Annotated in this window: 22 protein-coding genes; 6 read left to right on the forward strand and 16 right to left on the reverse strand. The window is 68.8% G+C overall.

Features of this window, described 5'->3' with window-relative positions; all coding sequences use genetic code 11:
* Positions 1-68 precede the first annotated feature (68 nt).
* The gene (ppgK, locus tag SCNU_RS15715; RefSeq protein ID WP_009680383.1) at positions 69-875 is read left to right on the forward strand and encodes a polyphosphate--glucose phosphotransferase; all 807 of its coding nucleotides are present in this window, start codon (positions 69-71) and stop codon (positions 873-875) included.
* A gap of 179 nt (positions 876-1,054) precedes the next feature.
* Positions 1,055-2,455, forward strand: coding sequence for an RNA polymerase sigma factor (locus tag SCNU_RS15720; RefSeq protein WP_009680384.1), 1,401 nt, complete (start codon positions 1,055-1,057; stop codon positions 2,453-2,455).
* 64 nt (positions 2,456-2,519) lie between these two features.
* On the opposite strand, the gene SCNU_RS15725 is transcribed toward SCNU_RS15720, so the two are convergent.
* The 14 genes from SCNU_RS15725 to SCNU_RS15790 form a co-directional block, all read right to left on the reverse strand.
* On the reverse strand, positions 2,520-5,723 hold the full coding sequence (locus SCNU_RS15725; protein WP_009680385.1) for an acetyl-CoA carboxylase family protein: 3,204 nt from the start codon (positions 5,721-5,723) through the stop codon (positions 2,520-2,522).
* Positions 5,720-7,408, reverse strand: a complete 1,689-nt coding sequence (locus SCNU_RS15730) for an AMP-binding protein (protein WP_009680386.1) — start codon at positions 7,406-7,408, stop codon at positions 5,720-5,722. Before SCNU_RS15730 ends, SCNU_RS15725 begins: the two co-directional genes overlap by 4 nt.
* A gap of 26 nt (positions 7,409-7,434) precedes the next feature.
* Positions 7,435-8,061: a TetR/AcrR family transcriptional regulator gene (locus SCNU_RS15735; protein WP_009680387.1), complete on the reverse strand. Its 627-nt coding sequence runs from the start codon at positions 8,059-8,061 to the stop codon at positions 7,435-7,437.
* Between the two features lie 69 nt (positions 8,062-8,130).
* A complete protein-coding gene (locus SCNU_RS15740; RefSeq protein ID WP_040518616.1) occupies positions 8,131-9,516 on the reverse strand; it encodes an MFS transporter in 1,386 nt (461 codons plus the stop codon).
* Positions 9,517-9,677: 161 nt separating this feature from the next.
* Complete coding sequence (locus SCNU_RS15745; RefSeq protein WP_009680389.1) at positions 9,678-11,195, reverse strand: long-chain-fatty-acid--CoA ligase; 1,518 nt, start codon at positions 11,193-11,195, stop codon at positions 9,678-9,680.
* A gap of 34 nt (positions 11,196-11,229) precedes the next feature.
* On the reverse strand, positions 11,230-12,339 hold the full coding sequence (locus SCNU_RS15750) for an acyl-CoA dehydrogenase family protein (RefSeq protein WP_009680390.1): 1,110 nt from the start codon (positions 12,337-12,339) through the stop codon (positions 11,230-11,232).
* Entirely contained in the window at positions 12,318-13,478 is a 1,161-nt protein-coding gene (locus SCNU_RS15755) for an acyl-CoA dehydrogenase family protein (RefSeq protein ID WP_009680391.1), read from the reverse strand. The genes SCNU_RS15750 and SCNU_RS15755 overlap by 22 nt, the downstream gene beginning before the upstream one ends.
* The gene (locus SCNU_RS15760; RefSeq protein WP_009680392.1) at positions 13,475-14,695 is read right to left on the reverse strand and encodes an acyl-CoA dehydrogenase family protein; all 1,221 of its coding nucleotides are present in this window, start codon (positions 14,693-14,695) and stop codon (positions 13,475-13,477) included. Before SCNU_RS15760 ends, SCNU_RS15755 begins: the two co-directional genes overlap by 4 nt.
* Position 14,696: 1 nt before the next feature.
* The gene (locus SCNU_RS15765; protein ID WP_009680393.1) at positions 14,697-15,728 is read right to left on the reverse strand and encodes a phosphotransferase family protein; all 1,032 of its coding nucleotides are present in this window, start codon (positions 15,726-15,728) and stop codon (positions 14,697-14,699) included.
* Positions 15,728-16,180, reverse strand: a complete 453-nt coding sequence (locus SCNU_RS15770; RefSeq protein ID WP_009680394.1) for a MaoC family dehydratase — start codon at positions 16,178-16,180, stop codon at positions 15,728-15,730. Before SCNU_RS15770 ends, SCNU_RS15765 begins: the two co-directional genes overlap by 1 nt.
* 35 nt (positions 16,181-16,215) lie before the next feature.
* On the reverse strand, positions 16,216-16,971 hold the full coding sequence (gene fabG / locus SCNU_RS15775; protein ID WP_009680395.1) for a 3-oxoacyl-ACP reductase FabG: 756 nt from the start codon (positions 16,969-16,971) through the stop codon (positions 16,216-16,218).
* A gap of 79 nt (positions 16,972-17,050) precedes the next feature.
* Positions 17,051-18,037, reverse strand: coding sequence for an NADPH:quinone oxidoreductase family protein (locus SCNU_RS15780; protein WP_009680396.1), 987 nt, complete (start codon positions 18,035-18,037; stop codon positions 17,051-17,053).
* Positions 18,034-18,852, reverse strand: a complete 819-nt coding sequence (locus SCNU_RS15785) for an SDR family oxidoreductase (RefSeq protein WP_009680397.1) — start codon at positions 18,850-18,852, stop codon at positions 18,034-18,036. Before SCNU_RS15785 ends, SCNU_RS15780 begins: the two co-directional genes overlap by 4 nt.
* Complete coding sequence (locus SCNU_RS15790; protein ID WP_009680398.1) at positions 18,852-19,619, reverse strand: SDR family oxidoreductase; 768 nt, start codon at positions 19,617-19,619, stop codon at positions 18,852-18,854. The genes SCNU_RS15785 and SCNU_RS15790 overlap by 1 nt, the downstream gene beginning before the upstream one ends.
* A 158-nt stretch (positions 19,620-19,777) precedes the next feature.
* Between SCNU_RS15790 and SCNU_RS15795 the strand changes: the two genes are divergently transcribed.
* Positions 19,778-20,416 carry a TetR/AcrR family transcriptional regulator gene (locus SCNU_RS15795; protein WP_009680399.1) on the forward strand — a complete coding sequence of 213 codons (639 nt, stop codon included), beginning with the start codon at positions 19,778-19,780 and terminating at the stop codon, positions 20,414-20,416.
* 110 nt (positions 20,417-20,526) lie between these two features.
* Positions 20,527-20,712 carry a DUF7455 domain-containing protein gene (locus tag SCNU_RS15800; protein ID WP_009680400.1) on the forward strand — a complete coding sequence of 62 codons (186 nt, stop codon included), beginning with the start codon at positions 20,527-20,529 and terminating at the stop codon, positions 20,710-20,712.
* A gap of 55 nt (positions 20,713-20,767) precedes the next feature.
* On the opposite strand, the gene SCNU_RS15805 is transcribed toward SCNU_RS15800, so the two are convergent.
* Complete coding sequence (locus tag SCNU_RS15805) at positions 20,768-22,555, reverse strand: DEAD/DEAH box helicase (protein ID WP_009680401.1); 1,788 nt, start codon at positions 22,553-22,555, stop codon at positions 20,768-20,770.
* 138 nt (positions 22,556-22,693) lie between these two features.
* Here SCNU_RS15805 and SCNU_RS15810 point away from each other — a divergent pair, with 138 nt between their 5' ends.
* A complete protein-coding gene (locus SCNU_RS15810) occupies positions 22,694-23,767 on the forward strand; it encodes a YihY/virulence factor BrkB family protein (protein WP_040518619.1) in 1,074 nt (357 codons plus the stop codon).
* A gap of 6 nt (positions 23,768-23,773) precedes the next feature.
* Here SCNU_RS15810 and SCNU_RS15815 read toward each other — a convergent pair whose 3' ends face one another.
* A complete protein-coding gene (locus SCNU_RS15815) occupies positions 23,774-24,004 on the reverse strand; it encodes a DUF3039 domain-containing protein (protein ID WP_009680403.1) in 231 nt (76 codons plus the stop codon).
* A 36-nt stretch (positions 24,005-24,040) separates the two neighbouring features.
* Here SCNU_RS15815 and SCNU_RS15820 point away from each other — a divergent pair, with 36 nt between their 5' ends.
* Positions 24,041-24,481 carry a DUF3099 domain-containing protein gene (locus SCNU_RS15820; protein WP_009680404.1) on the forward strand — a complete coding sequence of 147 codons (441 nt, stop codon included), beginning with the start codon at positions 24,041-24,043 and terminating at the stop codon, positions 24,479-24,481.
* The last annotated feature ends 4 nt before the right edge of the window (positions 24,482-24,485 follow it).

The raw sequence follows: 24,485 nt of genomic DNA on the forward strand, positions 1-24,485 counted from the left end.
GACTGCGTTTCCACCGCCGCGACCCGCCGCGGCACTGCCTTCACATGTCAAGAAAGGCGGACCGCTCGATGTCCGACGCGCGAATCACCGTGCTTGCCTCCGACCACTCCCCGAGCCCGTCGTCCCGCCTGGGCTTCGGTATCGACATCGGCGGATCCGGAGTCAAGGGCGCCATCGTCGACCTGCGGACGGGACAGTTCGTCGGCGACCGTCATCGGATCCCGACGCCGCAGCCCGCGACGCCCGCGGCCGTCGCCGACACCGTCGTCGAGATCGTCGAGCACTTCGGATGGACCGGCCCCGTCGGGCTCACCGTGCCGGGCGTCGTGCGGGGCGGGATCATGCGTACCGCCGCGAACATCGACGACACCTGGAAGGGCACCGATCTGAACGCGCTCTTCAGCGACCGGCTCGGCGGCCGATCGGTGACCGTGCTCAACGACGCCGACGCGGCCGGGATCGCCGAGCACCGATTCGGCGGTGGCGCGGGCAATGCGGAGGGGACCGTCATCCTGCTGACGTTCGGCACGGGCATCGGCTCGGCGCTGCTGTACGACGGGATCCTGGTACCGAACACCGAGCTCGGTCACCTTCAGATCGACGGCAAGGAGGCCGAGCACCGGGCCTCGGCCAAGGTCCGGGAGGACCACGGATGGTCGCTGGCCAAGTGGAGCAAGAAGGTCTCGAAAGTGCTCAAGCACTACGAGGCGATCTTCTCCCCCACGCTGTTCATCGCGGGTGGCGGCATCAGTCGGAAGGCCGACCAATGGATCCCGCTGCTGACCAACGAGACCCCCGTCGTCGCAGCTGAACTGCGGAACACCGCGGGAATCGTGGGTGCCGCGATCGCCGTCGACGACGGCCTGTCGTTCTGATCGCACGGTCGCGACCCGAGGGTCTAGACCGGCATGCGCATGTCACGCGGGCGGCGATGTCGTTACAATGGAACGCATCGGTCCCGCACCGAGCCCTCAAGCCCCTTCGCCCACGGCGTAACGTCCTGTCCGGGACGCGCGCAGCCGTGCCGCCCGTGAGTTCTGTCGAAAGGTTGTACGTGGCAACCACCAAGTCCACCGACACAGCAGCTGAAGTCGTCGGAGCAGATGATGCTCCGGTAGCCAAGAAGGCCCCCGCCAAGAAGGCCCCGGCGAAGAAGACTGCTGCGAAGAAGGCGCCTGCCAAGAAGGCCGCCGCGAAGAAGACGGCAGCCAAGAAGACGGCCGCGAAGAAGACCGCGGCCAAGAAGACCGCGGCGAAGAAGGCCGCGAGCAAGGCCGCCGACCCGTCGGTCGACGAGAACGACCTCGACACCGCCGGTGAGGGCCTCGACGACGTCGACGACTCGCAGATCGACCTCGCCGACAGCGATCTCATCGTCGACGAGGACGACGACGCCGAGGACGAGAAGCCCGCCAAGCCCGCCAAGGGCCGCGGAGCCAAGGCGAAGAAGGAAGACGAGGCCAAGCCCGACTTCGTCTGGGACGAGGACGAGTCCGAAGCCCTCCGCCAGGCCCGGAAGGACGCCGAGCTCACCGCGTCGGCCGACTCCGTTCGCGCCTACCTCAAGCAGATCGGCAAGGTCGCCCTCCTCAACGCGGAGGAAGAGGTCGAACTCGCCAAGCGCATCGAGGCCGGACTGTTCGCCACCGAGCGACTGCGTCGCGTGATGGAGTCGGGCGAGAAGCTCTCGGTCGCGCAGCGCCGCGACCTGTCGTGGATCTCTCGCGACGGCAATCGCGCCAAGAACCACCTTCTGGAGGCCAACCTCCGCCTGGTGGTCTCGCTCGCCAAGCGCTACACCGGCCGCGGCATGGCCTTCCTGGATCTCATTCAGGAGGGCAACCTCGGTCTGATCCGCGCGGTCGAGAAGTTCGACTACACCAAGGGCTACAAGTTCTCGACCTACGCGACGTGGTGGATCCGCCAGGCGATCACCCGCGCGATGGCCGACCAGGCCCGCACCATCCGCATTCCGGTGCACATGGTCGAGGTCATCAACAAGCTCGGCCGCATCCAGCGCGAACTGCTTCAGGACCTCGGCCGCGAGCCGACTCCCGAAGAGCTCGCCAAGGAGATGGACATCACGCCGGAGAAGGTGCTGGAGATCCAGCAGTACGCGCGTGAGCCGATCTCGCTGGATCAGACGATCGGTGACGAAGGCGACAGCCAGCTCGGCGACTTCATCGAGGACTCCGAGGCGGTCGTGGCCGTCGACGCCGTCAGCTTCACACTGCTGCAGGATCAGCTGCAGGACGTGCTGGACACCCTGTCCGAGCGTGAGGCGGGCGTCGTCCGTCTGCGCTTCGGCCTCACCGACGGTCAGCCGCGCACGCTCGATGAGATCGGTCAGGTCTACGGCGTGACTCGCGAGCGCATCCGGCAGATCGAGTCCAAGACGATGAGCAAGCTGCGGCACCCGAGCCGCTCGCAGGTGTTGCGCGACTACCTGGACTAGAGACCTACCAGACGAGCGCCCCGACTCTGCGGAGTCGGGGCGCTCGTCTCGTCCTTCCGGTGCACTACAGCGTCGCGATCCAGGCCCGGGTGTCCGCGGGATCGATGACGTCGTCCAGTTCGAAGGTCGCAGCGGCGGACAGGCCGCGACCGCGCGCGTACATGGTCGCGACGAGGCGGTCGTACAGTTCCGCGCGGGCCTCCTCGTCCGGGGCGGCCGCCAGTTCCTTCGAGAAGCCGAGCCGCACCGCGCCCTCGAGCCCCATGCCGCCGATCTCCCCCGTCGGCCAGGCGACGGTGAACTGCGGGGCGTGGAAGCTGCCGCCGGTCATCGCCATCGCACCGAGCCCGTATCCCTTCCGCAGGACGACCGCGCCGAACGGCACCGTCAGTCGCGCACCGACGGAGAACAGCCGCGAGAAGCGACGGACCGTCGCCTGTTCCTCCGACTCCGGACCGACCATGAATCCCGGGGTGTCGCAGAACGAGACGACGGGCAGGCCGCGGCGCTCACACAGTTCGAGGAAGGCGGCGAGTTTGTCCGCGCCGTCGGCGTCGATCGCACCGCCCAGGTGCAGACTGCTGTTGGCGACGAACCCGAAGGCGCGCCCCTCGACCCGGAGCAGACCGGTCAGCATGCCCGCCGCATAGTCGGGCGCCAATTCCAGGACTGACCCGACGTCGGCGACCGCACCGATCGCGTCGTGCACGTCGTAGGCTCGCAGCCGATTCTCCGGGACCGCGTGGCGGGAGAGTCGCGGGTCGGGCGCCGTCCATTCGTCGACGTCGCCCTGAAAGTACCCGAGCAGTCGACGAGTCAGCTGCACCGCGTGGGCCTCGTCGTCCGCGACGACGTCGACGACGCCGTTTCGGCGCTGGACGTCGATGGGTCCGACCGCTTCCGGCGGATAGTCGCCGAGACCGCCGCCGGAGATCATCGCCGGCCCGCCCATCCCGATGTTGGCGTCGGGGGTGGCGATGATGAAGTCGCAGGCTCCGGCGAGCGCGGCGTTGCCCGCGAAGCACCGCCCCGACACGACGGCGATCGACGGGGCACGATCGCGGACGCGCGCCATCGAGCGGAATGTCGGGACGTCGAGTCCTGCGACGATGTCCAGGTCGGTGTCGCCGGGACGGCCGCCGCCGCCCTCGGTGAAGAAGACCACCGGCAGGTCCCGGCGCAGTGCGACGTCCAGGAGCCGGTCCGTCTTCGCGTGGTTGCGCCACCCCTGGGTCCCCGCCAGCACCGTGTAGTCGTACGACATCACCACGGCCGCCGATCGCTCTCGTCCGAAGTCGTCGGCGCCGATGGTCGCGACACCGCCGACGAGCCCGTCGGCCGGCGTGTTCGCGATCAGATCGTCCTCCGATCGCCGGGCCTTCTGCGCGGCGATCACCAGCGATCCGTACTCGACGAGACTGTCATCGTCGACCAGGTCGGCGATGTTCTCCCGCGCGGTGCGCCGGCCGATCCGGCGCCGTTTGGCCGTCGCGTCCGGTCGTGCCTCGTCGCGGGTGAGGCGGTGCCGCTCGCGCACCTCGTCGAGGTCGGCGCGCGGGCGGTCCAGGTCTTCGATCCGGTCGGACGCCGACCGTTCGTCTCCGGCCGCCTGCCGGTAGACCACCAGCGGCGTGCCAGCGGTCACCGTCCGCCCGGGAGACGACAGCGCGCGGGTCACGTGCACTGTGCTCTCCGCGAGGACCTCATGCTGCATCTTCATCGCTTCCAGGATCACCAGCGGCTGCCCGGCCGCCACGGTCCGACCCGGCTCCGCGATCTCGACGACCGTCGCCGTCAGAGAGGCGACGGCTGCCTCCTCGCCGGCCTCCGTCGCGATCGGGTCCGTGGTCGCCGCAGAGGTCGCCGGACCGGTCGAGACAGCCGAGGTAGCCGAGGTCGAGGCAGTTGGAATCGTCGGCAGCAGGTCGGTGAGCCTTCGGTCGAGATATCCGGTGTCCACCGGACCGGTCGAGAACTCGCGGTCCGTGAGGATCGCGCGCAGCAGCGGGATGTTCGTCTCCGGTCCGTCGATCACGAACTCCGCCAACGCGCGGTCGGCCTTGCCGAGCGCGGACGACAGCGTCGGGGCGCGGACGATCACCTTGGCGAGCAGGGAGTCGTACCTCAGCGACGTCTCGAGTCCCGGAGCGCCGAACGTGTCGACCCGGACCCCCGGACCGGTCGGCGGGGTGAATGCGGCCAGCGTGCCGGCTGTGGGCATCGCCGTCCCGTCCGCGCTCATCGTCTCCAGGTTGACCCGCGCCTGGACGGCGGCGCCCACCGCGATCGGCGGGTCGGGCAGTTCGCAGTCGGCGAGCGTGCCGCCCGCGGCGAGGGTGAGTCCGACGGCGACGAGGTCGACACCGGTCACCTCTTCGGTGACCGTGTGCTCGACCTGGATGCGTGGGTTCACTTCGAGGAACACCGCGCGGTGCGCGTCGTCGGCGGCGACCAGGAACTCGACGGTGGCCAGTCCGCGGTAGCCGACGTCGGTGCACAGTCGAGCCGCATCGGTGTGCAGGCGGGCCCGGACGTCGTTCGGCAGACCGGGAGCGGGTGCGATCTCGATCAGCTTCTGGCGGCGGCGCTGCACGCTGCAGTCCCGGTCACCGAGCGCCACCGATCGCGTGCCGTCCCCGACCACCTGGACTTCGATGTGGCGGCCACCGATCAGCAGTTCCTCCGCGAACAGACGGCCGTCGCCGAATCCGAGTTCGGCTTCGGCGGCAGCCGATCGGTATGCCGCGTCGAGATCGTCGCCCGCCGCCACCGGCCGCATCCCGCGCCCGCCGCCGCCGGCGAGCGCTTTCAGCATCACCCCGCCCGGATGCGCGGCGGCGAACTCGCGGATCTCGGCGAGTTCGGCACGACCGTCCGTCGCCGCCAGCACGTCCAGTCCGCTCGCGGCGGCGACCGCGCGCGCGGTCTGCTTGTCGCCGAACCGGCGGAGCACGTCGGGCGACGGCCCCGCGAACGTCACACCCGCGGCGGCGCACGCCTCGGCGAAGTCGGCGTTCTCGGCCAGGAACCCGTAGCCGGGGTGGATCGTGTCCGCTCCAGTCCGGGCGGCGACGTCGAGCATCGCATCCATGTCGAGGTACGCGGCCGGACCGGTGCCCGGCAGTTCGACCGCCTCATCCGCGGCGCCGACATGCGGGGTGGCGGCGTCGTCGGGCGCGTACACCGCCACGGTGTGCACCCCGATCTCCGTCGCCGTCCGAATGATCCGGAGGGCGATCTCGCCCCGGTTCGCGATCAGCAGCTTCACCGCGCACCTCCCGGCGTGGTCTCGGCGGCGCGTGCGAGCAGATCGCCCTTGCGGATCTTCCCGGTCGCGGTCATCGGCAGTGCGTCCACCAGAATCACCTCGGGCACCTTGTAGGTCGCGAGGTTCTCCCGCGCCCAGGCGGTCAGCGCGGCCGCGTCGAGACCGTCGTCGGACGCGACGACGAACGCGACAGGGACCTGCCCCCTGTCCGGATCGGGCCGGGGCACCACCGAGATCGCCTCGATTCCGTCGTGGCGGCGCATCAGTGCCTCCACCTCCGACGGGAACACGCTCATGCCGTTGATCTTGATCATCTCCTTGGTGCGTGCGAGGTAATGCAGCGCACCCCACTCGTCGAGGCGGCCGACGTCGCCGGTGTGCAGCCATCCGTCCCGGATCGCGTCGTCGGTCGCCTGCAGGTTGTCGAGGTAGCGCGTCAGGATCGACGGACTCCGCAGGATGATCTCTCCGGTGTCACCGATCGGCACCGGCATCCCATCGGCGTCGACGATCAGCACATCGGTACCGGGTACCGGCAGCCCGCAGAACACCGGATCGGTCAGCAGGTCCCGGTCCGAGTCCTGGAAGCCGAGCGTGAACGTGTCGGCAGTGTGCGTCTCGGTCATGCCGTACGACGCCTCGCGCAGCGTGGAGCCGACCACCTCGCGCCAGCGGGCGCGGATGCCCGGGTCGAGGCGGGTGACGAACGACACCGCCAGCGTCGAGGTCAGCGATCCGAGCGCCGACGGCTTCAGGTCCGGGAGGTCGAGGATCTCGAGGTAGCTGTCGACGGTGGCGACCAGATCCGTGACGCCGTACTCGGCGATCTGGTCGACCACGACGGCCGCGTCCCACCTGGTCAGCAGGACGACACGCTGACCGTTGACGAGTGGCTTGAGGATGCCGAAGTCCTCGCCGGCGATCCAGAAGACGGGCAGGAAGTTCATCGAGACGCAGTCCGGCTCGCCGAGGTCGGCACCGCCCGCGAGGGTCGCCGTGGCCGCGGTGTAGGCCATGTGCCGCTGCGTGTGCTCGCAGCCCTTCGGCATCCCGGTGGTCCCGCCGGTGTAGTTGAGCGCGGCGAGCACATCCGGATCGGACGGGACGGGCTCCGCGCGCGGCGCCTCGATGATCTCCGCCCAGTCCGACCCCGCGCCGGGGCCGGACCGGAGGTCGTCCAACGCGGTCGCCGCGACCCGTCGCAGCGGCGTCCTCGGCCGGACGGATTCGACGAGTTCCAGCTGGTCGGGGGACGTGAGCAGGACCTGCACCTGCGCGTCGACGAGCTCGTGTTCCAACTCGAACGCCTTGAACAGCGGATTCACCGGAACGTGCACCGCACCGGCCTTGAGGATGCCGAGCATGGCGATGGGGAACTGCGGACAGTTGGCCAGGTGGACACCGACGCGGTCGCCCGCACCGATCCCCTGGGCGGCGAGCCATCCGGCGAAGCGATCCGACAGCTCGTCGTACTCGGCGTAGGTGACGTCGCGGCCGTAGAAGCTGATCGCGACCGCGTCCGGACGCTCCGCGGCCCAGTACCGCAGGTGATCGACGATGCTCGCCTCGCCCGCCGGGTACGCGAAGGTCCTCGGCACCTCGGCGGGCCAGTTCGCGAGCTGACGGGAACGGATCTCGTCCACCGCCGCCGCAAGGTTCGCCGCGGTCGCGATGCTGTGTGACATGTTGGAAATTCCTGTCTTGGGAGTGGTCAGTCGCCGACGTCGTCGGCGAAGCCGAGCAGCCGTTCGGTGACGGCGATGATGTCGAGCACGAAGCGTTCCCGCTCCTCCTCGCTCGCTCCGGCGAATCGCTTGGCGCCGTGGTGGATCGAGTCGCCGATGATCCGCACCAGGCGCTCCGGCTCGATGACCGGATCGATCGTGCCCGCGGGCAGACCGTTCAGGAACCTGCCGTAGCCGCGCATCCGGCGGTCGGCTCCGGTGGTCCAGACCTCGGCGATCTCCGGCATCACCGGAGCGCTCACGTCGATCAGTCCGACGATCCCGCCCATCGAGAAGATCGCGTCGACGTAGGCGCGGGTGGTGGCGGCCAGGATCTCTCGCGGTGACGAGTCCTCGAGCCCGTCGAGGCTCTGCGTGACGTTCAGATCGTTCGCGAGCTTCTCCACGAGCGCGAAGAACACCTCATCCTTCGATCGGAAGTAGGCGTAGAACGTCGGGCGCGACGTCCGTGCGCGGCCCGCGATCATCTCGACGGTCACGGCGGAGTAGCCGAACTCGTCGAAGCATTCAGCGGCGGCGGCGAGGAGTTGGGTACGACGTGCTGCTCCGGCGTCCTTGCGGGTGGCCCGGGCACGCTCTTGCGCGTTGCTCACTGTGTCAGTCTGCTGTGACACTGTCGGCCTTTCAAGGACGCCGGAGGGGTGCGGCACGGGTCGGTCGGCTCAGGCCGCGGTGGGCAGTCCGGGGACCGCCTCGGGGTCGGTCCGGACGGCTTCGCTGTTGGTCTCCGGCAGCCGCCACGCGCAGTAGACGGTCACCAGCGCCATCGCCGCCAGGTAGATCGAGACCCCTGCGGTCGACGCCGTCTCCGCGATGATCCACGTCATCACCAACGGCGCGATGCCGGACACCGCGACGGCCGCGAGCTGATAGCCGAGCGAGGCGCCCGAGTACCGCAGTCGGGGCTCGAACAGCTCTGCCATGAAGGCGGCCAGCGGACCGTAGGTCAGTGACTGACCGATGCTGCTGATGAGCATCGCGAAGAACAGCAGGACGCCGGACGCGGTGTTGGCGAGCCAGAAGAACGGGAACGCCCACAGCAGCAGCACTCCGCCGCCGAGGATGATCAGCGGCCGGCGTCCGATGGAGTCGGAGATCTTGCCCGCCCACACGATGGCGAACGGCATCATGACCGACACCACCATGATCGCGGTGAGCACCGTGTTGCGGTCCATGCCGAGGCCGTTCTCGGCGGGCGATCTGGTGCCGTAGGACAGGAACCCGGCGATGGCGACGTAGAACGCGGAGTTGGTGGCGGCGAGCAGCCCCGCACCCAGCAGGATCTTGCGCCAGTGGAAGCGGATCGCCTCCGACAGCGGAGCCTGGGCGATCTGCTCCTGGCCGCGCTTGGCCTCGGCGGTCTGCTGCAGTTCACGGAACTCCGGCGAGTCCTCGACCTTGAAGTGGATGTACAGCACGAGCGGGATCAGCGCGGCACTGGCCCAGAACGGGATCCGCCAGCCCCAGGACATGAACGCCGCGTCGGAGGTGGCGCTGTTCACGACGATCATCGCGAGATTGCCCATGACCAGTCCGAGCGGGACGCCCATCTGCCCGAAGGTTCCCGCGAAGCCGCGGCGCTTCGGACCGGCAGATTCGGTGAGGAGCAGGACGATGCCGCCCCACTGTCCGCCGCAGGCCAATCCCTGAACGAAGCGCAGCGTCACGAGCAGGATCGGCGCGGCGGACCCGATGGCGGCGGCCGATGGCAGGCAGCCGATGAGGAACGTCGCCAGCCCCATGGAGATCAGGCACACCAAGACCATCGGCTTGCGGCCGATCTTGTCGCCGTAGTGGCCGGCCAGGATGCCGCCGAGCGGACGGGCGATGAAACCGATCGCGAACGTGCTGAACGCCAGCAGCGTTCCGACGAGTGCCGAGGCGTCCGGAAAGAACACCTTCGGGAACACCAGCGCCGCCGCGGTGCCGTAGACGAAGAAGTCGTACCACTCGATCGAGCTGCCGAACAGGCCGGCGGCGAGCAGCTTCCGGTGCGCGGAGAGTTTCTCCACACCTCCCGGTGCCGCGGTTGAAACTGACTGTGCCATTGAATCTCCCCTGGCTCGTGCGGTGATCAAGGTCACCGGAGTGACCCGCACCACTCATATTGCTTTACATTGACGTCAACGTCAATAGGTGGGAGACGAAAAAGACCCCGCTTCCGGCTGGTCGCCGCAAGCGGGGTCGGAACCCGATCGAGTCCGGGCCGTCAGGGCCTCCGCAACTCCCTCTTCAAGATCTTGCCGGTCGCACCCTTGGGCAGGGCATCGACGATCTCGACCGCGCGCGGGTACTTGTACGCGGCCAACTGCTCCTTCGAGAAGGCGATCAGCTCGTCCGGCGTCACCGATGCCTCCGCACGCAACGCCACGTACGCGACCACCTCCTCCCCCAGCCGATCGTCCGGCACACCGATCACCGCGGCCTCGACCACCTCCGGATGGGTGTACAGGACCTCCTCGATCTCGCGCGGGTACACGTTGTATCCACCGCGCACGATCAGGTCCTTCAGCCGGTCGACGACGAAGTAATAGCCGTCCTCGTCCCGATAGCCGAGGTCGCCGGTGTGCAGCCACCCGTTGCGTAGAGCCTCCGCCGTCGCATCCGGACGCTTGTAATAGCCCTTCATGACGTTGTGCCCGCGGACCACGAGTTGCCCGACCTGATCCGGTCCGGCCGCCATCGGCGTGCCGTCGCCGTCGAGCACCGCCATCTCGACGCCCCACACCGGCTTGCCGATCGAGAGCACCTTGCGCTCGGTGGCACTGATGTTGAACGTCGACGTACTAGCCGTCTCCGACAACCCGTATCCCTCGAGCACCACCACCCCGGGGAACTTCGCCTCGACCGCCCGGATCACCTCTCCCGGAATCGAGGCGCCGCCGGAGATCGCGGTTCTCAGGCTCGACAGGTCCCGCCCGGACGTGTCGGCCTCGGCCAGCGCGACGTACATGGTGGGGACTCCGGAGAACACCGTCACCCGCCGGCGTTCGATCACGTCGAGAGCGGCCTGTGCGTCGAATCTCGGCAGCAGCGCCACCGAGCCGCCCCAGCGCACGGCGGCGTTGAGCACACTCGAGAGCCCGAAGACGTGGAACAGCGGCAGCACTCCGATCGCGACGTCGTCGGCCCGCAGTCCGAACAGTTCGGGTGCGACCGTGCAGTTCATGTACAGCTGGAAGTGCGTCAGTTCCGCGCCCTTCGGCCGGCCCGTGGTACCCGAGGTGTACAGCAGCACCGCGGTGTCGTCCGGCGACGCCGGGTGGAGATCGCCGAACGGCTCCGCCTCGAGCAGCTCGTCGAACCGCCCGACGTCGGCGGGCAGCTCCTGCCCGAGCGGCACCACCAGCACATCGGCGACCCCGGCGGCCGCGGCCCCCGGCACCGCGCCGGTCAGCGAGAACGTCGAGGTGAGCAGCATCCGGGAGTCGCTGTCATCGAGGTGATAGGTCATCTCGCGGGCGGTGAACAGCGGATTCAGCGGCACCATCGTCAGGCCTGCGCGCAGGATCCCGAAGTAGGCGAAGACGAACTCCGGGACGTTCGGGAGTTGCACCGCCACCTTGTCCCCGGGCACCAGCCCACGCGCGAGCAACGCCGCCGCCACTCGTCGGGACCGTTCGTCCACGTCCGCGTAGGTCAACGTGTCGTCGCCCAGATACAGCATCGGCGCCGTCGGCGTCGCCGCCGTCGACTCCTGCAGCATGACGGCCAGATTGAAAGACATGTCATCTCCTCATATGCGGAGTGATGGGTCGCGGTCAGGCCGGCAGGTCGGCCAGGATCGTCAATGCGGTCCGGTGCCGACTCGGCGATCCGAGCGCGAGTTGATCGGCTTTCGCCCTTTTCAGATACAGATGAGCGGGGTGCTCCCACGTCATCCCGATGCCGCCGTGGAGCTGAACCGCTTCCTCCGCGGCCCGCACCGCGTGATCGCCGCAGTAAGCGGCGGCCACCGCCGTCATCAGTGCGGACTCGTCGTCGTCCACCCCTCGATCGGTGATGGTCACCGCCGCGGCCCGCGCCACGGCCGACGCCTGCTCGGTGTCCGCATACAGCTCCGCGAGCCGGTGCTTGACCGCCTGGAAGCCACCGACGACCCGGCCGAACTGACGTCGCTCCTTGAGATAGGAGACGGTCTCGGTGACGCACCACCGGGCCACACCCGCCTGTTCGGAGGCGAGCAGCGCCGCGCCCAGTGCCAGGCCCGCACGGATCGCCGCGGCGCCGTCGGCGGACACCTGACGTCCGGTGACGCCCGCGAACACGACGTCGGAGACCGGACGAGTCATGTCGAGGGAGGCGACCGGGGTGATGGTCGCGTCCGCCGCGTCGACCGCGTACAGGGCGCCGTCGGAGCCGGGCACCAGCAGGACGGTGGCGCTCTCCGCGCCCGCGACGCTCATCACCCGTCCGGTGAGACGGCCCGCGGTGGCGGCCACTGTCGCGACGACCGAGTACGGGTCCGCTGAGAACGGCACCGTCAACGCGGCAACGGCCGAGCCGTCGGCCAGTCCCGGCAGCAGTGCGGTGTCCCCGCACTGGGTCAGGACGGTGGTGGCGATCACCGCGCTCGTCAGCATCGGCGTGCGCGCGGGTACCGCGCCCAGTTCCTCCAGCACGACCGCCGCCACCGCCGGGGTGGCGCCCGCACCGCCGTGATCGTCGCCGATCAGCAGGCCCGGCAGGCCGAGGCCCGACAGCTCCGGCCAGAGGTCGGGCTGCGGCGCACCGTCGTAGGCACCGATCAGCTGGTCGGTCGTGATCCGGCGGGCCAGCAGATCGCGGATCGACGCGCGCAGATCCTCTTCGACCTCGTCGGTCAGCAGAGCGGGAACGTAGTCGGCGGTCATCGCGGCACGTCCTTCCATGGGATGTCCTTGTCGACGCGATGCTCCGGCGGCAGCCCGAGCACCCGTTCGGCGACGATGTTGCGGAGGATCTCGGAGGTGCCGCCCTCGATGGAGTTGCCCTTGGCGCGCAGATAGCGGTAACCCGCGTCCCGGCCGAAGAAGTCGACGCGCTCCGGTCGGACCATGGTCCAGTCGGAGTAGCGCAGCCCCTCGGCCCCGAGGATCTCCAATTCCAGCCCGGACAGCTTCTGGTTGATCCGCGCGAACGACAGCTTCATCGCGGCGCCCTCGGGACCCGGCTGTCCGGAGGCGAGTTTCTGCCCGAGCCGGACACCGGTCACCCGGGCCACCTCGGCGTCCACCCACAGTCGGAGCAGTTCTCCGTGCAGCTCTGAGGTCCGCAGTTCGGGACGATCGCGCCACGTCTGCGCGACGACCCCGATCATGCCGTCCTCGCGGCGGGCCGCCCGCCCGCCGATCGCGACGCGCTCGTTGTTCAGGGTGGCGTTGGCGACCTCCCAGCCCTGTCCGATCGCACCGAGCCGCTGGCTGTCGGGGATCCGTACATCGGTGAGGAAGACCTCGTTGAACTCCGCCTCCCCGGTGATCTGCCGCAGCGGACGGACGTCGACGCCCGGATCGGTCATATCGCACAGGAAGTACGTCAGACCGCGATGCTTCGGGACGTCGCCGTCGGTCCGGGCGACGAGGATCGCCATGCGCGCATTGTGGGCTCCCGAGGTCCACACCTTCTGGCCGTTGACGACCCAGTCGTCGCCGTCGCGGACCGCGCGGGTGGCGACGGCGGCGAGGTCGGAGCCGGCACCGGGCTCGCTGAACAGCTGACACCAGATCTCCTCCCCCGTCCAGAGTGGCCGGAGGTACCGATCGAGCTGGGCGGCGGTGCCGTAGCGCAGAATCGTCGGGGCCGCCATGCCGAGCCCGATGCCATTGACCTCGCTGCGGTTCCCCGGCGCGCCCGCCTCGGCGAAGAGCCGATCGACCTCGGGCTGCAACGACCGCGACAGCCCCAGGCCACCCCGGCCGACCGGATACGACACCCACGCCAGTCCCGCGTCGTATCGGGCGCGGAGGAACTCTGCGGGGTCCGTGGTCGACGGATCGTGCGCGGCGAGGAAGTCGGCGACGGCTTTCAACGCGCGCCCTGGCGACGCAGCTCCGCGCGTGCGAGGGAGTTCTTGTGCACCTCGTCGGGACCGTCGGCGAACCGCAGGGTGCGGATCCCGGCGATGTAGTTGGCGAGCGGGAAGTCCTGCGACAGGCCGCCCGCGCCGTGTGTCTGGATGGCCTTGTCGAGGATCCACTCGACGGTCGACGGCGTCGCGATCTTGATCGCCTGGATCTCGGTGTGCGCGCCGCGGTTGCCGACGGTGTCCATCAGCCAGGCCGTCTTGAGCACCAGCAGTCGCAGTTGCTCGATCCTCACCCGCGATTCGGCGATCCAGTTCCGGATCACGCCCTGTTCGGCGAGCGGCTTGCCGAAGGCGACACGGCTCGCGGCGCGGGCGCACATCATCTCCAGCGCACGCTCGGCCATGCCGATCGATCGCATGCAGTGATGGATACGGCCGGGTCCCAGACGGCCCTGTGCGATGGCGAAGCCGTCGCCCTCCGCTCCGATCAGGTTCGCCGCGGGCACCCGCACGTCGGTGAACCGGAGCTCGGCGTGGCCGCCGTGGTCGTGATCGTCGTAGCCGAGCACGTGCATACCGCGGACCACCTCGAAGCCCGGGGTGTCCCGTTCGACGAGGATCATCGACTGCTGTGCGTGGCGTTCGGCCGTCGGATCGGTCTTGCCCATCACGATGAAGATCTTCGCGTTGGGGCTCATCGCCCCGGTGATCCACCACTTGCGGCCGTTGATGACGTACTCGTCGCCGTCGCGGACGATGGACAGCTCGATGTTGGTCGCATCCGAACTGGCGACGTCCGGCTCGGTCATCGCGAACGCCGACCGGATCTCACCCGCCAGCAGCGGCGTCAGCCACTTCGCCTGCTGGTCGGCGTTCGCGTACTGCGCGAGCACCTCCATGTTGCCGGTGTCCGGTGCCGAGCAGTTCAGCGCAGCCGGAGCCAGCCCCGGACTGCGACCGGTGATCTCGGCCAGCGGCGCGTACTGCAGGTTGGTCAGCCCGGCACCGTGCTCGCCCGGCAGGAACAGGTTCCACAGGCCGCGGCGCCGGGCTTCGGCGCGCAGTTCGGCGAGCACCGGCACCGCGTCCCAGTCCCACTGGTTCTCGAGCGCGGCGAGCTGCTCGGCGAACACCGGCTCCGCCGGGTACACGTGCTCGTCCATGAACTCCAGGAGGTTGTCCCGCAGTTCCTTCGTCTTGGCGTCGAACTCGAAGTCCATCTCAGTTCTCCTTCAGAGCGTTCAAACCGGCCGCCAGCAGCGGACCGACGGCCTGTCCGGCGTCGGCGAAACCCTCGCCGACCGTCTGACCGTTGACATAGCGGAAGTGGATGCCCTCGACGATTCCGGCGAGCTTGAAGCAGCCGAACGCGAGGTAGAAGCCGAAGTCGGACAGGTCGCGTCCGGTCTCGGCGGAATAGCGCGCGATCACCTCGTCCTCGGAGAGGAAACCGGGTGCGACGGACACGTCGGTGACCGCGCCGCCCGCCTCGCCGAGCCGGTGATAGACGCACATCAGGGCCAGATCGGTGAGTGAGTCGCCGATCGTCGAGAGTTCCCAGTCGAGCACCGCGCGCGCCTGATCGTCGTCGTCCACGAGGACGTTGTCGAGGCGGTAGTCGCCGTGCACGATGCCGGGCGCGGCGTCGGCCGGCACCCGATCGGCGAGCAGCGCGTGCAGCCGTTCCATCTCCGGCAGATCCCGCGTGTGCGCGGCGTCGAACTGCTTGCGCCACCGTGCGACCTGACGCGCCAGGAAGCCCTCCGGCCGACCGAACTCGCCGAGCCCGACCTGAGCCGGGTCGACGCGGTGGAGGGCCGCGAGGGTGTCGACGAGTCGCTCCGAGATGGTCCGGGTCCGCTCGGGTCCCAGCTTCTCGAGGTCGGAGGCCTTCCGGTACGGCGTGCCGTCGACGGCTTCCATCACGTAGAAGCGGGCGCCGAGCAGGTCGGTGTCGTCGCAGATGGCGTGCATCTGCGGCACCGGTACGTCTGTCGGGGCCAGGGCCGACATCATGGTGAACTCGCGTCCCATGTCGTGGGCGGTGGCCAGCAGCTTGCCGACCGGTGGTCGCCGCAGAATCCAGCGACTGGAACCGTCGGTGAGGCGGTAGGTCAGGTTCGACTTCCCGCCGGCGATCAGCTCCGCGTCGAGCGGTCCCTCGATCGGCGCGACGTGCTCGATGAACCACGGGGTGAGACGGTCCAGGTCCAGACCCGGAAGCTCGCGTGCACCGGACTCCGCGGCGCTCATCAGAACACCAGCACCGAGACGGTCTCGGCGATGCAGACGGGCTTGTCGCCGCCCTCGATCTCGACGGTGACCTTCTCGATCACCCGGTGACCGGCGGCGCCCGCTTTCACCTCGAGGAGCTCGAAGCCGGCGCGCACCTTCGAGCCAACCGGCACCGGTGCGGGGAAACGCACCTTGTTGGCGCCGTAGTTGACGCCCATCTTCACGTTCTCCGAACGCCAGGCGGTCTGACGCAGCACCGGGATCAGCGACAGCGTCAGATAGCCGTGAGCGATGGTCCCGCCGTACGGACCCGCCGCGGCCCGTTCCGGGTCCACGTGGATCCACTGGTGATCACCGGTGGCGTCGGCGAACAGGTTCACCTTCTCCTGGGTCACCTCATACCAGTCGGAGTAGCCGAGGTGCTGCCCGACCGCCGCGACGAGATCCTCGGCGCTGTTGATGTCAGCCATGATGTCTCTCCTGATCTTCCGGTTGGGTTGGGTCGTCAGGCCTTGGGCCCGCCGGCCACGTACAGGACCTGACCGGACACGTAGCCCGCGCCCTCGCTGACGAAGAAGCTGACGGCGTGCGCGATGTCGTCCGGCTCCCCGACGCGCTGGACGGGGGTCTCCTTGGCGATAGCCGCCTTGAAGTCGTCGAACGTGATCCCCATGCGCTCGGCGGTCGCGGCGGTCATCTCGGTGGCGATGAAGCCGGGGGCGATCGCGTTGGCGGTGACGCCGAACCGTCCCAGTTCGAACGCCAGGGTCTTGGTGAAGCCCTGCATGCCTGCCTTGGCCGCCGAGTAATTGGCCTGACCGCGGTTGCCGAGCGCCGAGGTGCTCGACAGGTTCACGATGCGGCCCCAGCCCTCCTTGGTCTGGTACTGCTGCACTTCGCGCGCCATCAGGAAGGCGCCGCGCAGGTGCACGGCCATGACCGAGTCCCAGTCGGACAACGTCATCTTGAACAGCAGGTTGTCGCGGATGATGCCCGCGTTGTTGACCAGGATGGTCGGCGCGCCCAGCTCTGCGGCGACCCGGCTGACGCCTGCCTCGACCTTCACCTCGTCGGAGACGTCGACGCCGACGCCGATCGCCTTACCGCCGGCAGCGTTGATCTCATCGGCGACGGCCTGGCAGGCCGCCTCGTCGAGGTCGAAGACCGCGACGGCGTGACCGTCGTCCGCCAGTCGGCGGGCGACCTGCGCGCCGATGCCTCGAGCCGCGCCGGTGACGATCGCGATGCGCTGGGTGGTCATGAATGTTCTCCTTCAACGGTTGTCGAATCTGACATCGGTCAGATCGGGATCGGTCGCCGCACGGCGACCGGTGAAACAGTCAGTCAGCCTGATAGACGACGCGTCCGACGGTATTTCCATCCGCCAGTCGCTGCAGCCCGTCCGGGATATCGCCGAGGGCGAGTTGCTCGCTGACCAGCGGAGCGATCGCACCCGAGTCGGCCAGTGCGGTCAGTTCCGCATGGCAGCGGCTCACCAGTTCCGGCGCGAACTTGTTGTACAGGCCCCAGTGCAGGCCGACGATCGAGTAGTTCTTGATGAGTGCGTGGTTGAGCGCGGTCTCGGTGATCGTGCCGCCCGCGAAGCCGATGAGCAGGATCCGACCTTCGAAGGCGATGCATTTGGTCGACCGGAGATATGTCTCGCCGCCCACCGGGTCGTAGATCACGTCCGCTCCACGTCCTTCGGTCTCGGCCTTGACCACCTCGACGAAGTCCTGCGCGTGCCGGTCGACCACCACATCGGCGCCCAGCGCACGGGCGATCTCCGCCTTCGCCGGACCGCCGACCACTCCGATCACTCGGGCGCCCGCCGCCTTGCCGAGCTGGATGGCGGCACTGCCCACACCGCCCGCGGCAGCGTGCACGAGGAGTGTCTCGCCGGGCTGGAGGTTCGCCCGTCGGTGCAGTCCGAACCAGCCCGTCTGGTAGCCGATGAAGAGCGACGAGGCCTGCGCGTCGTCGAGCGACTCCGGTGCCCCGAACGCCTCGGCCGCCGCCATCACCGCGAACTCGCCGAACCCGCCGTGCGGCAGCGCCGCTCCTCCGAGCACGCGGTCGCCGACCGACAGTCCGTCGACGCCGTCACCGATCTCGACGATCTCGCCGCACAGTTCCACCCCTGGAGTGAAGGGCAGATCGGGCCGCACCTGATACTGCCCGCGGCACATCAGCACGTCCGGGAAGTTGGCCGCGGACGCGAGCACCCGCACCACCACCTGCCCCGTGGCCGGAGCCGGGACCGCGAGGTCCGCCAGCTCCAGGACGTCGGCGGGTTCACCGAGCCGCGTCACCTGCCATGCCTTCATCGGTCGTCTCCTTCCGCGGCGAGCTTCGTGTCGAGCCGCTGCTGGAGTCGGTTCATCCCGGTCAGCCAGCGATCCGGCGCGGTCGCTCGCGCCTGGTAGTACCCGGCGACCTCCGGATGCGGCAGGATCAGGAAGTCCTCGCCCTCGAGAGCCCGCTCGACGGCTGCGGCGACGTCCTCGACGGTCAGCGCGACGTCGTGGCTCAGGAGTTCCTCGAGGGGACCGGAGTCGTCGAGCATCCGCGTCTGGACGCCCTGCGGGCAGATCGCCTGGACGACCACGCCGCGGTGCCGGTACGTCGCCGACAGCCACTCGGCGAATGCGACGGCTCCGTGCTTGGTCACCGAGTACGCGGGGGCGCCGAGCATCGTCAGCAGACCTGCAGCCGACGCGGTGACGACGAAGCGTCCCCCGCCGCGCTCGACCCACTGCGGCACCAGTCGGCGCGCGGCGTGCACGTGCGCCAGCACGTTGACGTTCCAGGACAGATCCCAGTCGGCATCGGTGGCCTCCAGGCCCCGTCCACGGTCGACGCCCGCGTTGGCGAACCAGGCGTCGATCGGGCCGAACGCGTCCTCTGCCTTCGCGATCAGCGCGTCGACGCCCGCTTGCGACGCCGCATCGCCGGGCGCCGCCACCGCGCTGCCGCCCGCGCCGGTGATCGACGCGACGGTCCGCTCGACGCCCGCGGCGTCCAGATCGGCGACCACCACGTTCGCTCCGCGTGCACCCATCGCGACGGCCAGACCCGCACCGATGCCGTTGCCCGCGCCGGTGACGACGACCGTCTTTCCCGCCGGATCGAACGCCGGCATCAGACGCCGCCGCCCAGCAGCACACCGCCGTCGACGACCAGCGTCTGGCCGGTCATCCAGCCGGCGTCGGCCGACAGCAGGAAGGCGACGACCGAGCCGATGTCATCGGGCTCGCCGAGGCGCTTGAGCGCGTAGGCGGACGCGACCTGCTCTTCGCGGCCCTCGTACAGCGCTGTCGCGAATCGCGTCTTGACGACGGCCGGTGCCACCGCGTTCACGCGGATGTTCGGCCCGAGCTCCCACGCGAGCTCCTCGGTGAGGTGAATGACGGCGGCTTTGGAGACACCGTAGAAGGCGATTCCCGGCGCCGGACGGAGGCCCGCGATCGATGCGACGTTCACGATCGCGCCGCCGTGCTCGCCCTGCCAGCCCTTGTTCACCGCCTGCACCCAGCGCAGCGCGGAGATGACGTTCACGTCCATGATCTTGCGCGCTGCGTCCGGATCGATGTCCATGAGCGGACCGTAGACCGGGTTGATGCCGGTGTTGTTGACCAGCAGGTCGGCGCTGCCGAACTTCTCGATGGTTCTGGCGACCGTGTCCGCCTGATGCTCGGGATCGTCGCCGCGTCCGGCCACCGCCATTGCGACGTCGGGGCCGCCGAGTTTCGCGACCGCCTCGTCGAGCGCTTCCTGCTTGCGGGCGGTGATCGTGACCTTCGCACCTTCGGCGACGAGTCGTTCGGCGATGGCGAAGCCGATGCCGCGACTGGCTCCGGTGACGATGGCGGCCTGGCCGGCGAACCGGCGGGGGTCGATCTGTACCACGAAGACTCCTTCGGATGGTCTACTCTGAACACTGACTAAGCGCTTGCTTAGCTGTTAGGATCCACCTTGCACCAGAATGAGACGCACGTCAACAGTGTGCGGCCAAGAGATCCGACTCATAGTCGATCGAGCCACGAGCAACCCGTCAGGAGGACCACGTGACCGACGAAACGACCGCGTCCAGATCCGAACTCACCCGGCGCAGGCTGCTCGACGCCGCGCTCGAAGCCTTCGCCGAACGCGGCTTCCACGGCACCACCACCCGTGACATCGCGTCTGCCGCGGGGATGAGTCCGGCCGCCGTCTACGTCCACTACCGATCCAAGGAAGACCTGCTCTTCGAACTCTGCCGCACCGGGCACCTCGCGACCATCGCGACCGTCGAGCGCGCCGACGAGCCGGGCGCCGAACCCGCGACGCGACTCTCCTCGGTGATTCGAGCCTTCGCCGAACGGCACGCCGAGGGCCACACCAGCGCGCGGATCGTGAACTACGAACTCGCCGCGCTCGCGCCGGACCATCGGAGCGAGATCGTCGAACTGCGTCGCGACATCACCCGACGCGTTCGAGCGATCGTCGATGCGGGCGTCGATGCCGGCGCCTTCGACGTGGACGACCCGCGCACCACCACCAACTCCCTGCTGTCGATGGGCATCGACATCGCCCGCTGGTACTCCGATCGCGGCCCGCTCGATCCGCAGCAGATCGGCGACTTCTACGCGAGCCTCGCACTGCGGATCGTCGGTGCCGCCGAGAGCTACCCACCGAAGTCGACGAACGACCAGTCGAACAAATGATTTGCGACACACCGGTACGGCGCGGGAACATTTCGAGGCCGGTATTCGTCTGACACAGTGAAGGACGACGAACCGATTCGCGGTTCGCCGGCTATGGGACGGAGGACGACATGAGCCAGATCGCCACGACCGCACCCGCACGGAAGCCGCTCACGGCCGCTGACCGCTGCGATCGCTGCAGTGCTGCCGCCAAGGTGCGCGCCACCCTGCCTACCGGTGGAGAGTTGCTCTTCTGCCTCCACCACTACAACGACCACGAGGCTCGTCTCGTCGAGATCGGAGCGGTGGTCGACTGACCTCCCCCAACCGATCGGCCGACCGTCGGCCTCACCCGTCGAAGCCCTGCGGACCTCACCAGGTCCGCAGGGCTTTGATCCTTTCGCGGAGCTGATCGGCCGTCGCCATCGCCGTCGGCGGTCCACCCAGCCGGGTGCGCAGCTCGTTGTGCACCTGCCCGTGCGGCTTGCCGGTCCGATGGTGATGGAGCGCCACCAAGGTGTTCAGCTCCTTTCGGAGCGCGTGGAGGTTCTCGCCGGTCTGCCGCTCGGCCGCATTGGGCGCGGCCTGCGCCTGCTCGTCGCCTGCCGGGCGGGCCTTGGCCGCCGCACTGCGCCGCGTCACCTGATCCGCCTGCCGCTGCTGCAGCAGGGTCCGCACCTGCTCGGCGTCGAGCAGCCCGGGCAGACCGAGGTAGTCGGATTCCTCGTCCGAACCGACGAGGGTGGTCGTGCCGAACGAGGACCCGTCGTAGATCACCTGATCCAGTTCGGCGTCCGCGTGCAGGGACTCGAAGGTCTTCTCGTCCTCGCCGAGCTCGTCCTCGCGCTTGTTCGCATCCGCCAGCAGTCCGTCCTCGAGCCCCTCCGACTCGCGATGCGGTTTGCCGAGCACGTGATCACGCTCGGCCTCCAGCTTGCTGGCGAGGTCGAGCAGCACCGGCACCGACGGCAGGAAGACGCTGGCCGTCTCTCCGGGACGCCGCGATCGCACGAAGCGCCCGATCGCCTGCGCGAAGTACAGGGGTGTCGACGCATTCGTCGCGTACACGCCGACCGCGAGTCGCGGCACGTCGACACCCTCGGACACCATCCGGACCGCGACCATCCACTCGTCCTGGCTCGCCGCGAACTCCGCGATGCGCGACGACGACTTCGGGTCGTCGGACAGCACCAGCGCAGGCCGCTTGCCGGTCATCGAATGGAGCAGTTCGGCATAGTCGCGGGCGTGTTGCTGATCGGTCGCGATCACGAGTCCGCCGGCGTCCGGGACACCGGAGTCCCGCAGCTTCATCAGGCGGCGATGCGCCGCGCTGAGCACCGCGGGGATCCAGTCGCCGTGCGGGTCGAGCGCCGTGCGCCAGGCCCGGGACGTCTGCTCCGCGGAGAGCGGCTCACCGAGCCGGGCGGTGAACTCCTCCCCCGCGCTCGTCCGCCAGCTCGCCTGGCCCGAGTACGCGAGGAAGACCACCGGCCGCACGACGCCGTCGCGCAGCGCGTCGGCGTAGCCGTACGAGTGATCGGCCTTCGACCGCTGGGCGCCGCCGGGCTCCGGCTCGTAGGTCACGAACGGAATGGGCGAGTCGTCCGAGCGGAACGGCGTTCCGGTCAGCGACAGCCTGCGCTCGGCCTCGTCGAAGGCGTCGCGGATGCCGTCGCCCCACGACTTCGCGTCGCCGCCGTGATGGATCTCGTCGAGGATCACCAGCGTGCGGTACGCGACAGTCCGCTCCCGATGCTTGAACGGGTGTGCGGCGACCTGCGCGTAGGTCAGGACGACGCCGTCGAAGTCCGCGCTCGTGGACCCCGTCGAATTCGAGAAGTTCGAGTCCAGCGCGATACCCGCCCGAGCCGCGGCCTGCGCCCACTGGTGCTTGAGGTGCTCGGTCGGTGCCACCACCGTGATCCGCTCGACGGTCCGGTCGGCGAGCAGTTCGGACGCCACCCGCAGGCCGAACGTCGTCTTGCCCGCCCCGGGCGTGGCGACCGCCAGGAAGTCCCTGGGCCGCCTCGTGAGGTACTTGGTCAGCGCTCGCCGCTGCCAGGCGCGCAGCGGCGCCCCCGAACCGACTCGCCGGGCGGTGCCGTCGTCGACCGTTTCGTTCTCCGACCCCGTGCTGTTCTCCAACTCCGCGCTGGTCACCCTGCTCCTGCACCCTCCTCGCGAGAAAAACCTCCACGAGTCTATCCCGCCGATCGGACATCACCGGACCTTCGCGGACCCCGCCTGCCGCCACGCCCGTCCGTGGGGCACTCGCGCCCGGCGCGTCGCGCATCCTTCATGCTTATAGGCATCGACACCCAGGACCCGACACCGCCCGAGGGCGGAGAACCCGCGAATCAGGACGACCGCTACACCCGGCCGAGCCTGCGTGAAGTGGTCCGCGGAGTCCCCCGCCTCGCGTGGCGGACCACGGTGAAGTCCTGGGACGACTCGATCATCGGCTGGGCGGCGCAGGCCGCGTTCTGGCAGGCCCTGTCGCTGCCTCCGCTGCTCCTCGCGGTGCTCGGCAGCCTCGGCTACATCGGCGGCTGGTTCGGCCCCGACACCGTGGAGATCATCACGCAGCGGATCATCTCGTTCTCGACGCACGCCTTCACCCCCAGCGTCGTCAACGACCTGATCGAGCCGACCGTCGAGAACGTCCTCGGTCGCGGGCGCGTGACCATCATGTCCGTGAGCTTCGTCATGTCGCTGTGGGCCGGCTCGTCGGCGATGTCGTGCTTCGTGTCGTCGATCGTCCACGCACACGGGCAGCACGAGATCCGGCATCCGGTCTGGCAGCGGATCTTCGCGCTGCTGATCTACATGGTCTTCCTGGTCTCCGGCGTGCTCGTGCTGCCACTTGTCGCGCTCGGTCCCACCTATCTCCACGAGATACTCCCCGACGCATGGGATCCGGCGGTGAGCGATCTCGTGGACTGGGGCTACTTCCCGTTCGTCGGCGTGCTGCTGATCGGCGCGCTCGTCACGCTGTACCGCTTCGCGCTGCCGTATCCGATGCCGTGGCACCGCCTGCTCCCGGGCGCGCTCCTGGCCGGGGTCTTCTTCTGGATCGCGACATACGTGCTGCGCTTCTACCTGACCGCGCTCACCCGCGCCGGATACACCTACGGCGCACTCGCGACCCCGATCGCATTCCTGCTGTTCACGTTCTTCCTCGGCTTCGCGATCGTGCTCGGCGCGGAGATGAATGCGTCGATCGAGGAGCTGTGGCCGGCACGGGGAGGCGGCGGAGTCGTGCGCAACTGGGTCACCAGCCAGACCACGGAGCTGACCGATACGCTGCGCAACCGGGCGCTCAACGGTCGAGGCGGTGGCGACTCCGACGGCCACGCCCCGACCGACCGGTGACGGGCGCTACTTCTTCATCTTCGCGTAGATCTTCTTGCACTTCTCGCACACCGGCGAGCCCGGCTTCGGGGACTTGGTCACCGGAAACACTTCGCCGCACAGTGCGACGACATGTGTGCCCATCACCGCGCTCTCGGCGATCCGGTCCTTCTTCACGTAGTGGAAGACCTTCGGGGTGTCGTCGTCCTGTTCGGTACGTTCGTCGATGTCCGGGCGTTCGATCGTCTGAGTAGCCATGAATCCATTGTGACCCACTGTGCGAAAATAGGTGCTATGGCGGACAGACGGGAACACGACGGGAACAGCGACAGTTTTCTGATCACCAGTGCTGAACCCGATCAAGACGCCGTGTACCGGGCCCGTCGACGCCGCTACTTCATCATGATGTCGATCCGCATCCCGGCGCTGATCATCGCGTCCATCGTCTACGGCGTCACGCAGAACGGCTGGATCGCACTCGCCATCATCGTCGTCTCGATCCCGATCCCGTGGATCGCCGTCCTCAAGGCCAACGACCGCGAGCCGCGCAAGCACGGCGAGGTCCCGATGTATCACTACGGAAGCACGCGGACCGTGCAGCCGGAGATCTCGACCGAACCGCATCGCGACAGGTACGACGACGACGCCGACCATCCGGTGATCGACGCCGAGGTCGACGAGACGGACCGGGACCGACCCGATGACGAACCGGGTCCGGACACCGACTCGAAGTAGGACC

It is taken from the genome of Gordonia neofelifaecis NRRL B-59395, from assembly GCF_000192435.1.
Classification (GTDB): Bacteria; Actinomycetota; Actinomycetes; order Mycobacteriales; family Mycobacteriaceae; genus Gordonia; species Gordonia neofelifaecis.

Bases quoted from the DNA above. Each gene is read 5' to 3' on its own strand.
- ppgK (WP_009680383.1), top strand. From the start codon at position 69: ATGTCCGACGCGCGAATCACCGTGCTTGCCTCCGACCACTCCCCGAGC.
- SCNU_RS15730 (WP_009680386.1), bottom strand. From the start codon at position 7,408: ATGTCACACAGCATCGCGACCGCGGCGAACCTTGCGGCGGCGGTGGAC.
- SCNU_RS15740 (WP_040518616.1), bottom strand. From the start codon at position 9,516: ATGGCACAGTCAGTTTCAACCGCGGCACCGGGAGGTGTGGAGAAACTC.
- SCNU_RS15745 (WP_009680389.1), bottom strand. From the start codon at position 11,195: ATGTCTTTCAATCTGGCCGTCATGCTGCAGGAGTCGACGGCGGCGACG.
- SCNU_RS15750 (WP_009680390.1), bottom strand. From the start codon at position 12,339: ATGGAAGGACGTGCCGCGATGACCGCCGACTACGTTCCCGCTCTGCTG.
- SCNU_RS15760 (WP_009680392.1), bottom strand. From the start codon at position 14,695: ATGGACTTCGAGTTCGACGCCAAGACGAAGGAACTGCGGGACAACCTC.
- SCNU_RS15765 (WP_009680393.1), bottom strand. From the start codon at position 15,728: ATGAGCGCCGCGGAGTCCGGTGCACGCGAGCTTCCGGGTCTGGACCTG.
- SCNU_RS15770 (WP_009680394.1), bottom strand. From the start codon at position 16,180: ATGGCTGACATCAACAGCGCCGAGGATCTCGTCGCGGCGGTCGGGCAG.
- fabG (WP_009680395.1), bottom strand. From the start codon at position 16,971: ATGACCACCCAGCGCATCGCGATCGTCACCGGCGCGGCTCGAGGCATC.
- SCNU_RS15780 (WP_009680396.1), bottom strand. From the start codon at position 18,037: ATGAAGGCATGGCAGGTGACGCGGCTCGGTGAACCCGCCGACGTCCTG.
- SCNU_RS15785 (WP_009680397.1), bottom strand. From the start codon at position 18,852: ATGCCGGCGTTCGATCCGGCGGGAAAGACGGTCGTCGTCACCGGCGCG.
- SCNU_RS15800 (WP_009680400.1), top strand. From the start codon at position 20,527: ATGAGCCAGATCGCCACGACCGCACCCGCACGGAAGCCGCTCACGGCC.
- SCNU_RS15810 (WP_040518619.1), top strand. From the start codon at position 22,694: ATGCTTATAGGCATCGACACCCAGGACCCGACACCGCCCGAGGGCGGA.
- SCNU_RS15815 (WP_009680403.1), bottom strand. From the start codon at position 24,004: ATGGCTACTCAGACGATCGAACGCCCGGACATCGACGAACGTACCGAA.
- SCNU_RS15820 (WP_009680404.1), top strand. From the start codon at position 24,041: ATGGCGGACAGACGGGAACACGACGGGAACAGCGACAGTTTTCTGATC.